Genomic DNA, 14,003 nt, shown 5'->3' with positions numbered 1-14,003 from the left:
GTTGGTTTGCTAAGTGTTGCTACTGTACCCCTTGATTACTTAACAGGCTGTATCGGAGAGCTCTTGCGAATGACAGGCCAACAGGGGGCGCTGCCCTATCGTTTCCCGACCTCCCTGCACAGAGGGGTGTTGCGCAGCCGCTACAAGCGCTTCTTTGCCGAGGTGGAGCTGGAAAATGGGCAACAGGTAACCGCTCACTGCCCCAACACCGGGCCGATGACGGGGGTTTGCCAGGTAGGGGCACCTGTGTACCTCTCCCATCACCCCGATCCCAAGCGCAAATTGGCCTACACCTGGGAGATGATCCAGGTGGAAGGAGTGTGGGTGGGGATCAACACCGGCCTGCTCAATCGCCTGGTGGAATGGGGGCTGGAACAAGGGTGGTTTCCCCAGTTGGCGGGGTTTTCTCGTTGGCAACGGGAAGTGACCTGCGGCAGGAGCAAAATCGACTTCCTGCTGATAGGAGACTCTGGCTTGGCCTACCTAGAGGTTAAAAATACCACCTGGGCCGTGGGATCCCGCGCCCTCTTCCCGGATACGGTGACGACTCGCGGGCAAAAACACCTGGAAGATTTGATTGAGATCCGCCGGCAAGGGCAGCGGGCTCTGCTGCTGTACTGGATCAACCGTGCCGATTGCACCGAGTTCGCCCCTGGCGCAGAACGGGATCCCCGCTATGCCCATCTGTTTCGCCAGGCGCTGCAGGCGGGGGTCGAGGTGTTGCCCTACCGGATCGCGGTCTCGCCCCAGGGGATCCATCCCCTGGGTTTGGCCAAAATGGTGGCCTGAGCGTTGTCTTGGGAACCTGCTGCTATGCAAGTGGCCACCTGGAATGTCAACTCCATTCGCACCCGGTTGCCGCAAGTTTTGGCTTGGCTAGACAAGCAGGGATCCCTGGATGTGCTCTGCTTGCAGGAGACCAAGGTGGTGGATGAGGACTTTCCCCGCGCCCCCTTTGAGGAGCGAGGCTTTCATGTGGAGGTGTACGGGCAAAAGTCCTACAACGGCGTGGCCGTAATCAGCCGGGAGGTGCCGGAGAAGGTGGAGCGGGGGTTTGGCGCGCTGCTGTCGGCGGCTGCAGACCTGGACGAGCAAAAGCGGCTGATCGGTGCCCTCTACCACGGGATCCGCATTCTCAACCTCTACGTGCCCAACGGCGAGGCGGTGGGATCCGACAAGTACGCCTACAAGTTGTGCTGGCTGGCCACGCTGAAGGACTACCTGGCCGTTGCCCTCAGCCAAGGGGATCCCATCTTGCTCTGTGGGGACTTTAACATTGCCCTGGAAGACCGCGATATCTACGATCCCCAAAAGGCCGGAGAAATCATGGCCTCGGAGCCAGAACGGCAGGCCCTGCGGGAGATCCTGGCTTTGGGGTTTGAGGATGCCTTTCGCAAGTTTAACCCGGATCCCGGACATTTTAGCTGGTGGGACTACCGGGCCGGAGGGTTTCAGAAGAATCGCGGCTGGCGCATCGACCACCTCTACCTTTCTCCCCCGCTCCAGGACAAGGTCACTGCCTGCTGGATCGACGTCGAGCCGCGGCGGCTACAAAAGCCCAGCGACCATGCCCCTGTGGTTGTGGAGCTGGCGGTCTGAAATCCCCAGGCCGCTCCCTTGCCAATCTTTTCTCGAGACAAGAGCGGCTATCTACGCTAGGCTGGTAGATGTTAACGAATGTATCGGGCTACCGCCATGGCGCTCTTTGGTTTTGGCAAACTGAGCAAGAAGCTGACCTTGCCCACGCCGGAAGAGGCTTTGCCGGGCCGCTCCGAGCCAATGGCGATCATTAACCGGCACTACGTCAAGGGCACGCCCCTAAAGCCCCCTTTTCCCGAGGGCATGGAGCTCGCCCTGTTCGGCATGGGCTGCTTTTGGGGAGCGGAGCGCAAGTTTTGGCAGTTGCCCGGGGTGTTCACCACTGCCGTGGGCTACGCTGGCGGGTATACCCCCAACCCCACCTATGAGGAGGTTTGCACCGGTTTGACTGGCCACAACGAGGTGGTGCGGGTGGTTTACGATCCCAGCCAGATTAGCTACCTGCAGCTTTTGAAGGTGTTTTGGGAAAACCACGATCCCACCCAAGGGATGCGCCAGGGCAATGATGTGGGCACCCAGTATCGCTCCGGCATCTACGTCTATTCCCCGGCACAACGGGAGCTGGCGGAAAAAACCCGCGATCTCTACCAGCAGGCTCTGAGCGCCCACGGCTACGGCCAAATCACCACTGAGATCCTGGACGCCCCAGAGTTCTACTACGCCGAAGACTACCACCAGCAGTACCTGGCCAAAAACCCACGCGGCTACTGCGGCCTGGGGGGCACCCAGGTTTGTCTGCCCGAGATCCTCACCGAGTCTGTCTAAGCCACACCCTGGCCGATGGCGGTCATGGCTGCCCTCACCCCCGGCCCCTCTCCCTCAGGGAGAGGGGGGTTAGAGCGTTGATTGCAAAGATCCCAACAGACCTCTAGAAGATGCGGCGGGAAGGGGATCCCCGCTCCAGCAGCTCCTTGGCCACCAGGGTTACCACCGCCAGCAAGGAGAGCACCACTGCCGCCGCATAGGCCGAGCCCGTGGCATAGCTGCGGTAGGCATCTTCCACAAATAAGGGAAGGGTCTGGGTGCGGCCAATAATGTTGCCAGAGACCACCGCGACAGCGCCGAACTCCCCCATGGCGCGGGCATTGGTCAGGATGACGCCGTACAGGAGTCCCCAGCGGATGTTGGGTAGGGTGATGCGCCAGAAGATCTGCCAGGAATTGGCCCCCAGGGTTTTGGCGGCTTCTTCTTCCTCGCTGCCGGCCTCTTCCAACACCGGCAGTACCTCCCGCACCACAAAAGGGAGCGTGATGAAAGCCGTGGCCAGCACAATGCCCGGAAAGGCAAAGATGACCCGCAGGTTCCAGGATCCCAGCCAACCCTGACGGCCAAAGAGGAGCACCAGCATCAGGCCGGCCACCACCGGGGAAATGGAAAAGGGCAGATCGATCAAGCTGAGCAGCAAAGCCCGCCCCGGAAAACGGCGGCGAGCCAAGGCCAAGGCGGCGCAGAGGCCAAAAAAAGTATTGAGGGGAACAACAACCAGCGCCGTCAGCACCGTCAATCGGAGGGCGCTGAGCAGCTCCCGCTCGGTCAGGTGCTGGAGAAAAGCTGGGATCCCTTCTCGAAACGCCTGATAAAAGATGTTCACCACCGGGATCCCAAGCAGCAGGGCGATGTAGAGCCCGACAATGCCGATCAACAGGCCCGACAGCCAAGGGTTTGTCGATGGCTCCGGTTGGACACCCGCTATCCCGTCAGGTTTCATGGCGACTTCCCCAGGCTTGCAGAAGGTTAATCACCACCAGCGACAAGAACGAGATCCCCAGCATCGCCGTCCCGATCACCGTTGCCCCGGCATAGTCGTACTGTTCCAGCCGCTGGATCACCAGCGCTGCCGCGATGAGATCCCGGAAGGGGATGCTAGAGGCGATGATAACAATGGAGCCATATTCACCCACAGCGCGGGAAAACCCTAGGGCCACGCCGGTCAACACGGCGGGCAAAATCTGGGGCAGCACCACCCGCCAGAAGGTCTGCCAGCGGGAGGCGCCCAAGCTCCAGGCCGCCTCTTCCACATCTCGTTCCAGCTCCTGCAGCACCGGCTGTACCGTCCGCACCACAAAGGGAAAAGAGATAAACAGCATCGCCACCCCCACCCCCAGCCGGGTAAAGGCAATGCGGATCCCCAAGGGGGCCAAAAGGGATCCAATCCAGCCGTTGCTGCTGTAAACGGTTGCCAGGGTGAGGCCGGCCACAGCCGTGGGCAGGGCAAAGGGCAGATCGATCAACCCCTCAAGGAGCTTTTTGCCGGGGAAGGCGTAGCGCACCAACACCCAAGCCGTCAGGGTGCCCATTACGCCGTTAACCAAAGCCGCCAGCAGCGCGGTTACAAAAGTAACCTCATAGGCGGAGAGGGCCACCGGATCCGTCGCGATCCGCCAGAACTCCGCCCAGCCGACGCTGCTGGACTTGGCGATCAAGGCCGCCAGCGGCAAGGCCAACATCAGGAAGAGATAGCCCAAGCTCAGCCGCCACGGCCAAGACAGTTGAAACCCGGCTTGCTGCAACTTTCCTCAAGCTCCCAGCGACATCGGACTCCGTCCCGCCATTGCCAGCGGGGTCATGGCAGTTTTCTTATCGTTTTTTTTGAGGGGAAAGGCCTTGACCACCTTGGGGCGGACATAGACCTGCTGCCCCACCTGCAGCGGCTGGCTGGCATATTGCTCGCGGCTGAGGTGGGCCCACAGGGATCCGCCATCGCTGAGAATCAGCTCCGCCTGGATCTCCCGCCCCAGGTGGATGATCTCTTTGACCCAAGCCGAGACGCCGCTGCTATTGGGGTTGACCTCGATCTGCACATCGTGGGGGCGCAAGAAGAGCTGGTGCGGGCCCGCCTGGGCCTCGGGAAGCTGGCAAGATAACAGGGAGCGGGGAGAGAGCTCGTTGACCGGGCCGATGAAGCTCATGACAAAGGGGGTGGCCGGGTGATCGTAGATCTCGGCAGGGGATCCCACCTGTTCGATCCGCCCCTGGTTCATGACCACAATCTGGTCGGCCACCTCCATGGCTTCCTCTTGGTCGTGGGTGACCAAGACGGTGGTGACGTGTACCTCGTCGTGCAGGCGCCGCAGCCACTGGCGCAGCTCCTTGCGCACTCTGGCATCCAGCGCCCCAAAGGGCTCATCCAGGAGCAACACCTGTGGCTCCACTGCCAAGGCGCGGGCCAGAGCCACCCGCTGCCGCTGTCCCCCCGAAAGCTGTGAGGGGTAGCGATCCCCAAACCCTGACAGTTGCACCAGCTCCAGCAGCTCGTCCACCCGTGCCCGGATCTCAGCCCGCGAAGCTTTGCGGATCTCCAGGCCAAAGGCAATGTTCTGCCGCACCGTCATGTGCTTGAACAGGGCGTAGTGCTGGAAGACAAAGCCGACGTTGCGCTCCTGGACGCTGGCATGGGTGGCATCCCGCCCGGTGAGGAAAATCCGCCCCGTGTCCGGCTTTTCTAGGCCGGCAATCAGGCGCAAGAGGGTAGATTTGCCGGAACCCGACGGCCCCAACAGGGCAACCAGGGATCCCGTGGGAATGGTGAGATCCGTAGGGTGGAGAGCCTGAAACTGCCCAAAACGCTTCGATACCCCTGCAATGGTGATGCCCATAGGTTCTGCCTAGCTAAGGGTTGGCCGGATGGCGCTGCCTATCCCTGAGGAGGTAGGGAGCCTCTAATCTACGGTAAACCTGTCAACAAACCGTTGATACTGCTCCCAGGATACCTTGAATGGGGATGCAAAACAAGGGAGGCTCCCTACAACCCAGCTTGGATGCGGTCAAACACAGCCCCATCGGCAAAGAAGCGGTTTTGGATTGCTTCCCAGCCGCCCAGGTCGGCAACGGTTACCAGCTTCTCGATGGAAGGGTACCGCCAGGCAAACTCTTGCGCCACCGTCGGCTCCACCGGACGGAAACCCACCTCGGCAAAGGCCCGCTGCGCTTCTGGAGTAAACAGGTAGTTCACAAAGGCTTCGGCCACGGCGCGGGTTCCTTTTCGCTCCACCGTGGCATCCACCACGGCTACGGGGTTGTCGATGGAAATGTTGGGATCCGGCACCACGTAGGGCAAGGGCTGGCCGCGCAGGCCAGCCAGGATCACCTCCTGTTCGTAGGTGAGCAGGGCATCCCCCTGCCCTTTTTGGAAAAAGACATCGGTGGCTTCCCGCGAGTCCCGCGGCAGGACGCGGACGTTTTTGTAGACCTGGGTGGTGAAGGCCAGGGCCTGGGGTTCAGGGACAGCACTCCAGAGAGCCAAAAAGTTCCAGCGGGCGCCCCCTGAGGTTTTGGGGTTGGCGGTAACCACCTGCAAGCCGGGCCGGGCCAGGTCCAGCCAAGAGTGGATAGCGTGGGGGTTGCCCTGCCGCGTGACGATTGCCGCCACTGAGCGGGTGACGATCCCTTGGTTGGGCGTGCGGCTTTCCCAGCCTGGTCGAACGAGACCGGCAGCCACAAGGCGCTCCACATCCAGGCCCAAGGCCAGAGCCACCACATCGGCATCCAGCCCGTCAATGACCGCCCGCGCTTGTGTGGCCGAGCCGGCATAGCTGCTTTCTACGCGCACCTGTTGGCCGGTCTGGGCCAGCCAGTGGGCCTCAAAGGCAGGGATGATCTGCCGGTAGGCATCGCGGGTCACCGCAAAAGAAGCTAGGAGAATCCTCACTTCCCCTTGGGATCCCACCCCACAGCCGCCCAGCCCCAGCAGGAGTCCCAGGAGCAGGGATCCCACCGCCAGCCACCGCCCCACTCTCCCAAACCAGACCACCGCGACAGGTGAGGGGATCCCCAATGGGTTCCCTGCTGTCCCTTCCATGTTCACCCCTATCCCCAAAAACTTCTCCACTTCTGTGTCCCTCACCCCCAGCCCCTCTCCCAAAGGGAGAGGGGAGCTGAAGGGCTTTGCAACCCGTGAGGCTGGCTGCCGCTCTTCACATTCTACGGTAAGCCGGTCGGCAAACCGTTTTTAGGGCCAGGGATCCCTAGGCAGGGCAGGGGGTGGGGAGCGCCGCATCGGCAGCAAGATCCAGCGTGGCCCTGAGGAGGCCGGGATCCTCTGAAGAGGGGAGCAACTGGAACCCCAAGCGCCTGCAGAGGCGGCGCATGCCCTCGTTTTCGCTGAGCACCTCGCCGGTGAGGCGCCGGATCCCTTCGCAGCGGGCCACCTGAATCAGGCGGGTCAGCAGCTCCGTGCCGATCCCCTGTCTTTGGTAGGGATCCGCCACCAACAGGGCAAACTCGGCTTCTTCGGGAAGGCCGTGTTTTTTGGAGAGGCGGCTGATGCCGAGGATTGTAGCTTCTGGCTCCTGTTTTTCCGCCACCAGGGCGATCTCGCGGTCGTAGTCGTTAAAGCAGATGCGAACCAAGCGCTCGTGGGCGATGCGGGCGCTGTATTTGATGGGGTGGAAGTAGCGCAGGTAGATGCTGTAGTCGGAGACGTGGCGGTGAAACTGGATCACCAGCAGCTCGTCTTCGGGACGGATGGGGCGGATGGTGATGCCCTCGCGGAAGGGCCAACTGTACTGGCTGGGGTAGGGGCGGATGGCCAACGGTACGGGGGGTTCTTGCTCCGAGCGCAAAATGACGCGGGCATCTAAAGCCAGCAGTTGCTCGCCCGAGGCCAGCAGGGGGTTGATGTCGATCTCTTGGATCTGCCGCTGTTCGGCCACCAGTTGGCTGAAGCGCACCAAAAGCTGTTCCAGCGCTTCCAGATTGACGGCTCGGCGTCCCCGCACCCCCTTGAGGGCCTTGTAGATGAGGGTATTCTCCATCAGGCGGCGCGCCAAGGTGGTGTTGAGGGGGGGAAGGCCAATGGCGCGATCCTGGAACACCTCCACCAACTGGCCGCCGCTGCCAAACAGCAACACCGGCCCAAACTGGGGATCCTCGCTGCTGCCCAGGATCAGCTCGTAGCCGTCGGTGCGGATCATCGGCTGCACCGTCACCCCTTGGAAGTGCTCTGGCCCTGCTTTCTCACTGACGTTGCGGCGAATCTGGGCGAAGGCCCGCCGCACCGCTTCGGCATCGGGCAGGTTGAGCTGCACACCGCCCACGTCACTCTTGTGGGTGAGGGTGTGGGAGTAGAGCTTCAGCACCACCGGGTAGCCCATTTCTGCGGCGGCCTCTACCGCTGCTTCCGGGCTATTGGCCACCCGCGTGGGCACCACCGGGATCCCGTAGGCGGCCAGGATCTCCTTGGACTCGACCTCGGTTAAGAGCCGGCGACCTTGCTGCCGGGCTTGGCCGAGGATGGGTTGCACCCTCTCGCGCTCGACCGCTGTTGCAGGGAGCAGAGTGGGAGTTTCGTAGAGGGCCTTGAGGTTGTCGCTAAAGCGCCACAGATAGCTGAACACCCGTGCCGCCTGATCCGGATAGCGGTAGGTGGGGATCCCCGCTTGGTTAAGGATCTGCTCGCCGGCATCCACCAAGTCTCCCCCCATCCAACTGGCCAGGATGGGCTGCCGGGAGCCGCTGCGCCGCCAGGTCTCCACCACCTTGGCAGCAGTGGCGGTGGGATCCGTCATCGCCTGGGGGGTGAGGATCACCAAACAGCCCTGGCTGGCGGGATCCCGCAGCACGATCTCCAGCGCCTGGGCAAAGCGCTCCGGCCCGGCATCGCCCAAAATATCAATGGGATTGCCGTGGCTCCAGTGGGGCGGCAGGATGGAGTTAAGCTGCTCCAGGGTTTGGGGAGAGAGCTGGGCCAGGGATCCCCCGGCGCGGATGAGGGTGTCGGTGGCCAGCACCCCCGGTCCGCCGGCATTGGTGAGGATGCTGAGGTGGGGGCCCTGCGGGCGGGGCTGTTTGGCCAGCACCTCCGCCATGTCGAAGAGGTCTTCGATGTGATCCACCCGCAGCACACCGCAGCGGCGGAAGGCTGCATCCAAAACCGCGTCGCTGCCGGTGAGGGATCCCGTGTGGGAAGCTGCCGCCTGGGCCGCCGCCTGGGTACGCCCCGCCTTGATGACCATAATGGGCTTGCTCAGCGCCACCTCGCGGGCCGCCGACACAAACGACCGCGCGTCCCCAATCGACTCCATGTAGAGGACAATGCTGTGGGTATGGGGATCCTCGCCCAGATAGTCGATGAGATCCCCCCAGCCCACATCCAGCATGGATCCCAGGGAGATGAAGGCGCTAAAGCCGACATTTTCCCGCAGGCTCCAGTCCAGGATCGAGGTGCAGAGCGCCCCGCTTTGGCTGATAAACCCCACGTTGCCGGGTCGGGCCATCTGGGCAGCAAAGGTGGCATTGAGGCCGGTGTGGGGATTTTGGATCCCCAGGCAGTTGGGACCAATGAGGCGCAGCTTGCCGCGGGCAGCCTCTTGGATGGCCTTTTCCAGCTCCAGCCCCTCCGGGCCAATTTCCTTAAAGCCTGCCGAGAGGACAATGGCCCCCTTGACGCCGGTCTCGACGCATTCTTGGATAACCGCCGGCACCCCGGCTGCCGGGATGGCGATGATGGCCAGATCCACCGGCTCCGGCAGAGCAGAGAGCCGCTCGTAGGCCCGGATGCCCAACACCTGGTGCCGCTTGGGGTTGACCGGGTAGACCGTGCCGCCAAAGGGGTGGCTGATGAGGTTCCAGAGCACCGTGCGCCCCACACTGCCCTCGCGCTCTGTTGCCCCCACCACCGCCACCGAGCGGGGCAGAAAAATGGGATCTAAGGGGTGGGATCTGGCCTTCCAGATGTCCAGGCTGGGATCGGGGCGGTGCAGCGTAGCCATAGCCGTTGCAAGGAGGGAAGGGAGAAGTACGTTTTGGCGGGGAGGAAGGCCGACCTTAAACCAGAGCCGGCTCCGGCTGGTGGTAGAGGGCAGCCTCCACCCGGCAGCCCCGATAGGCCAAGACGTACAGCTCCTTCATATCCTGAATGAGGGGGTAGCGGGGGTTGGCGCCGGTGCATTGGTCATCAAAAGCCTGCTCCGCCATCGCTTCCAGACGGTCGTAAAAGGCCTGCTCGCTCTCGCTGAGGGCCTCGCGAATGCTGGCCGGGATCCCCAGCTTCCGCTTCAGCTCCTCGATGGCCTCGATAAGGCGCATGACCTTTTCATCATCATTGGCTCCCCCCAACTGCAGGTAATCGGCAATTTCGGCATAGCGGTGCTTGGCGTTGGGGTAGCGGTACTGGGGAAAGATGGCCTGCTTGAAGGGGGCGTCGGTGGCGTTGTAGCGGATGACGTGGGTAATCATCAGGGCATTGGCCAGGCCGTGGGGCAGGTGGAAGGTGGATCCCAGCTTGTGGGCCAAGGAGTGGCACACCCCCAAAAAGGCGTTGGCAAAGGCCATGCCGGCAAGGGTGGCGGCGTAGTGGACTTTTTCCCGCGCTTCTGGATCCTCAGCTCCCTTCTCGTAGGCCCGCGGCAGGTAGGTCATCAGCAGCTTAATTGCCTGCAGCGCCAGCCCGTCGGTAAACTCGCTGGCCATCACCGAGACATAGGCTTCCAAGGCGTGGGTGAGGGCATCGATGCCGCCGTAAGCCGTCAGCTTCTTGGGCATCTTCAGGGTGAGATCCGGATCGACAATGGCCATGCTGGGGGTGAGGGCGTAGTCGGCCAGGGGGTACTTGATCCCCACCCGGTCATCGGTCACCACCGCAAAGGGCGTTACCTCGGATCCCGTCCCGGAAGTGGTGGGGATGCAGACCAGTTGGGCTTTTTGCCCCAGCGGCGGCAGCTCGTAGACCCGCTTGCGGATGTCCATGAAGCGCGTCGCCAGGCCTTCAAACTCCACCTGGGGCTGCTCGTACATCAGCCACATCACCTTGGCCGCGTCCATCGGGGATCCGCCACCCACGGCGATGATGACATCTGGCTGAAACTGGCGCAACTGCTCCAAGCCGCGGTTGACGTTGCTGAGGGTGGGATCCGGCTCCACATCGTGGTAGACATCCCAGTTCACGTGCAGCTCGTCCAAAACCTGGGTAACCGGCTGCAGCACACCTAGCTCGAAGAGGGGCTTATCGGTCACCAAAAAAGCCCGTTTTTTGCCGGCCAACTCCCGCAGCGCCACCGGTAGACATCCCGGCTTGAAGTAGATCTTGGGCGGCACCCGGAACCAGAGCATATTTTCCCGCCGGTAGGCCACGGTTTTAATGTTGAGCAGGTGGCGCGGCCCCACATTGTCGGAGACCGAGTTGCCCCCCCACGTGCCACAGCCCAAAGTTAACGAGGGATCCAGCCTAAAGTTGTAGAGATCCCCAATCGCCCCCTGGGAAGAGGGGGTGTTGATCAGCACCCGCGCTGTTTGGAGGGCATGCTCAAAGTAGGCAATATCGTCCTGGTTGGCGGGATCGGTATACAAAACAGAGGTGTGGCCCCGCCCACCGAAATTGACCAGTTGGACAGCAACCTCGACGGCGCTGTGGAAATCCTTGGCACGGTAGAAGGCCAAAACAGGGGCCAATTTTTCGTAGGAAAACGGCTCTTCGGGCCCCACCTTGTCCACTTCCCCAATCAGCAGCTTGCTGCCTTCGGGTACCTGGATCCCGGCTAGAGCGGCAATGGTCTGCACCGATTGGCCGACAATAGCTGGATTGAGACGGCCATCCTTGAGGAGGATGCGGCGCACCGCTTGCGTTTGTTCCGGATCCAAAAAGTAGGCCCCTTGATGACAAAATTCCGCCTTCACCTGCTCATAAACGGCCTCCACCACAATCACCGCCTGTTCCGAGGCGCAGATCATGCCGTTGTCAAAAGTTTTGCTGAGCAAGATTGAACTGACGGCCATGGGAATGTCGGCACTGGTGTCGATGACCGCCGGCGTGTTGCCCGCCCCCACGCCCAGCGAGGGGTGGCCGGAGGAATAGGCCGCCTTGACCATGCCGGGGCCGCCGGTGGCCAGGATCAATTTCACCTCCGGATGCTGCATCAAAGCCTGAGAAAGCTCAATCGTGGGCTCGTCAATCCAGCCAATCAAGCCCACAGGCGCGCCTGCCGCCTCAGCCGCCTCTTTGACCACCTTGGCCGCGGCAATGGTGCATCGTTTGGCGCGGGGGTGAGGCGCAAAGATGATGGCGTTGCGGGTTTTCAGAGTGATGAGGGCTTTGAAAACCGTTGTCGAAGTGGGGTTGGTGACCGGCACAATGCCTGCCAAAGGCCCCACCGGCTCAGCAATGCGCTCGTAGCCAAAGCTCTCGTCCCGCTCAATGACGCCACAGGTTTTCTCGTGTTTGTACTTGTTGTAAATGTATTCAGAGGCAAAGTGATTTTTGATCACCTTGTCTTCCACAATGCCCATGCCGGTCTCCTCTACGGCCAACTTGGCCAAGGGGATCCGCTCGTTGTTGGCTGCCAGGGCAGCTTTGTGAAAGATTCGATCCACCTGCTCCTGGGTGAAGGTGGCATACTCAGCCTGGGCAGCTTTCACCTGCTGGATTAAGGCTTCCAGTTCCTCGAGATTGGTAACAGGCATAGGTGGATCCCTCCAAAATCACATCCATACGGGTTAAGAGTTGAGGCAACCATTAGAAATTGCTGGAAAACTCCATAGGCTCACTGGCTGGCTAAGCGCCCACAGGTGCGGGAACCTGGATCTCGGTGGTCATTTTTGGGGGATGGGTGAGGGTGTTGTGGATGATGCAAGCGTCGACAGCTTTTTCCAGACCCTTTTGCTGCCTTTCGTCGAGCGGGATCCCCGTCTGAACGCGAATGCAAATGTTGTCTAAGCGGCTGGGGTGCTCAACTTTATCTGCAGTAACAACCACTTCCAGCCCTCGAGGATCCAACTGCCGCGCTTCCAGATACTTGACGGCATAAAAGCCAACACAAGCACCCAAAGAGGCCAAAAACCACTCCGGCGGCGTCATTCCCTGATCTTGGCCGTGGTTGTCCAAGGGCTGATCGCTGAGGATGCGATGGCCGCGGCTTTCGGCTTGAAATTGAACGCCATTCTGGTAGGTTACGCGCACTTCCACTGGGGATCCCTCCTCTATTTTTCCATCTGCCAGAGTTGACCAGCTCCTAGTCTATAAGTTCAACCTAGCGCTACTTTAGGGACAGCCTAAGAATTTTAGAGATGACTTTGGGATCAAGCTGATGCAAATGGGGATTGGCTCTGTTGTTGTTACTGTTGCTACGGCAATAAGCTAAGTCTTAGCAGCCATTAAACCGCCACCAATCCCCGCTCGCGAAAGATTTGCAAAGCGTGGTTGATCTGTTCCGGGGTGGGCGGCTGGACATCGCTGAGGGTGTAGGGCAGTCCCAACTGCTGCCATTTGTATTCCCCCATCTTGTGAAAGGGCAAAACCTCCACCCGCTCCACGTTGGATAGAGTGGCCACAAACTCAGCCAAGCCCTTGATGTTTTCCTCAGGATCTGTTAGTCCAGGAACGAGAACAAAACGAATCCAGGTGGGCTTGTGAATCTGATCCAAATAGCGAGCCAGATCGAGAGTGGGCTGCAGCGAAACGCCGGTAACTTTGCGATAAAGATCTGGCAGATAGGACTTGATATCGAGCAACACCAAATCCGTATGGGCCAAAACCGGCTTGGCCACTCCCAAGGGCGCGTAGCCGGAAGTGTCCAGCGCCGTGTGCAAGTCCAGCTCGTGGCAGCGGCGGAAAATCTCGGCCACAAAGTTGGGTTGCATTAACGGTTCCCCCCCGCTGGCCGTGACTCCCCCACCCTTGAGGTAGTAATTGCGGCAGCGCTGGATCTCCGCCATGAGGGAGTCCACCGTCACCACCTGGCCGGCATTGGGATCCCGACAGTCGGGATTGTGGCAGTACAGACAGCGCAGAGGACAGCCCTGTAGGAAGATGACAAAGCGGATCCCTGGCCCATCCACCGTGCCACAGGTCTCGACCGAGTGAATGCGGCCGGTTATCGGCGTCAAGGGGTTGAGCGGGGTATCCATACTTCTATCCTCAATGGCTTTTGCAAAATATCAACTAATCTTGAGGTTTTCTTCCCAATTGCTGGCCATGTTATGCACATCACGGTTTTCTTCCTTATGAAATCTGGACTTTACCCAGACTGTGTTTTTCTTAACGGTTGACAACCCATGGAAAGATCCCCCTACTGGGAAACACCTGCCGAGATGTTGTGCAGGCGATGGGCTTTGGGATCAAAGCCCGCCGGGAAATGGGTATAGGCATCGCAATCGGCGTGATCCAGCAAAGCCCCTTCCAAGAGGGCACCGCGGAAATTGCTGCCAAAGAGGAGACATCCCCGCAAATCGGCTCCTGATAGATTGGCATCGCTGAAATCGGCAAAGCTGAGATCACACCCCCGCAGGTTGGCACCCGCCAGGTTGGCCCCGCTGAAATCGGCAGAGCGCAGGTCGGTGCCGGCTAGGTGGATGCCCTGCAGGTCTGCACGGGGCAGCTCGAGCTCTTGGAAATCTCGCCGTCCCGCCGCGTAGTCTCTAACCAAGTCCAAAACGCTATAGCTCATCGAACCTCCTTGCGTGGGGATGGGGGA

The 14,003-nt window shown here is 60.9% G+C and carries 12 protein-coding genes; 3 read left to right on the top strand and 9 right to left on the bottom strand.

The annotated features are described in order from the left end of the window. Positions 1–69: 69 nt before the first annotated feature. From sfsA to msrA, 3 genes are all read left to right on the top strand, one after another. Positions 70–789: a DNA/RNA nuclease SfsA gene (gene sfsA / locus NW826_RS10310; protein ID WP_414510076.1), complete on the top strand. Its 720-nt coding sequence runs from the start codon at positions 70–72 to the stop codon at positions 787–789. Between the two features lie 24 nt (positions 790–813). Continuing rightward, a complete protein-coding gene (gene xth / locus NW826_RS10305; protein WP_414510075.1) occupies positions 814–1,599 on the top strand; it encodes an exodeoxyribonuclease III in 786 nt (261 codons plus the stop codon). Positions 1,600–1,695: 96 nt separating this feature from the next. Beyond that, positions 1,696–2,364, top strand: coding sequence for a peptide-methionine (S)-S-oxide reductase MsrA (gene msrA / locus NW826_RS10300; protein ID WP_414510079.1), 669 nt, complete (start codon positions 1,696–1,698; stop codon positions 2,362–2,364). A gap of 103 nt (positions 2,365–2,467) precedes the next feature. On the opposite strand, the gene cysW is transcribed toward msrA, so the two are convergent. The 9 genes from cysW to NW826_RS10255 all read right to left on the bottom strand — a co-directional run bounded on the left by cysW (position 2,468) and on the right by NW826_RS10255 (position 13,976). After that, positions 2,468–3,307, bottom strand: a complete 840-nt coding sequence (gene cysW, locus NW826_RS10295; RefSeq protein ID WP_414335334.1) for a sulfate ABC transporter permease subunit CysW — start codon at positions 3,305–3,307, stop codon at positions 2,468–2,470. Beyond that, entirely contained in the window at positions 3,297–4,109 is an 813-nt protein-coding gene (gene cysT, locus NW826_RS10290) for a sulfate ABC transporter permease subunit CysT (RefSeq protein ID WP_414510074.1), read from the bottom strand. The genes cysW and cysT overlap by 11 nt, the downstream gene beginning before the upstream one ends. Before the next feature lie 6 nt (positions 4,110–4,115). After that, positions 4,116–5,195 (bottom strand): sulfate/molybdate ABC transporter ATP-binding protein, encoded by a 1,080-nt coding sequence (locus NW826_RS10285; protein WP_414349293.1) that lies wholly within the window; start codon positions 5,193–5,195, stop codon positions 4,116–4,118. A 146-nt stretch (positions 5,196–5,341) separates the two neighbouring features. Further along, positions 5,342–6,442 carry a sulfate ABC transporter substrate-binding protein gene (locus tag NW826_RS10280; RefSeq protein ID WP_414510073.1) on the bottom strand — a complete coding sequence of 367 codons (1,101 nt, stop codon included), beginning with the start codon at positions 6,440–6,442 and terminating at the stop codon, positions 5,342–5,344. Positions 6,443–6,563: 121 nt separating this feature from the next. After that, positions 6,564–9,308: a GNAT family N-acetyltransferase gene (locus NW826_RS10275; protein WP_414510072.1), complete on the bottom strand. Its 2,745-nt coding sequence runs from the start codon at positions 9,306–9,308 to the stop codon at positions 6,564–6,566. Between the two features lie 55 nt (positions 9,309–9,363). Then, on the bottom strand, positions 9,364–11,994 hold the full coding sequence (gene adhE, locus NW826_RS10270; RefSeq protein ID WP_414510071.1) for a bifunctional acetaldehyde-CoA/alcohol dehydrogenase: 2,631 nt from the start codon (positions 11,992–11,994) through the stop codon (positions 9,364–9,366). A 91-nt stretch (positions 11,995–12,085) separates the two neighbouring features. Further along, entirely contained in the window at positions 12,086–12,496 is a 411-nt protein-coding gene (locus NW826_RS10265; protein WP_414335832.1) for an OsmC family protein, read from the bottom strand. Positions 12,497–12,684: 188 nt separating this feature from the next. Next, positions 12,685–13,437: a pyruvate formate-lyase-activating protein gene (gene pflA / locus NW826_RS10260; protein ID WP_414363944.1), complete on the bottom strand. Its 753-nt coding sequence runs from the start codon at positions 13,435–13,437 to the stop codon at positions 12,685–12,687. A 161-nt stretch (positions 13,438–13,598) separates the two neighbouring features. After that, a complete protein-coding gene (locus NW826_RS10255; RefSeq protein WP_414510070.1) occupies positions 13,599–13,976 on the bottom strand; it encodes a pentapeptide repeat-containing protein in 378 nt (125 codons plus the stop codon). Positions 13,977–14,003 lie beyond the last annotated feature (27 nt).

It is taken from the genome of Synechococcus sp. OH20 (assembly GCF_047502685.1).
GTDB lineage: Bacteria > Cyanobacteriota > Cyanobacteriia > Thermostichales > Thermostichaceae > Thermostichus.
The sequence above is the reverse complement of the archived record's forward strand: the minus strand, read 5'-3'. Positions and strand labels throughout refer to the sequence as shown.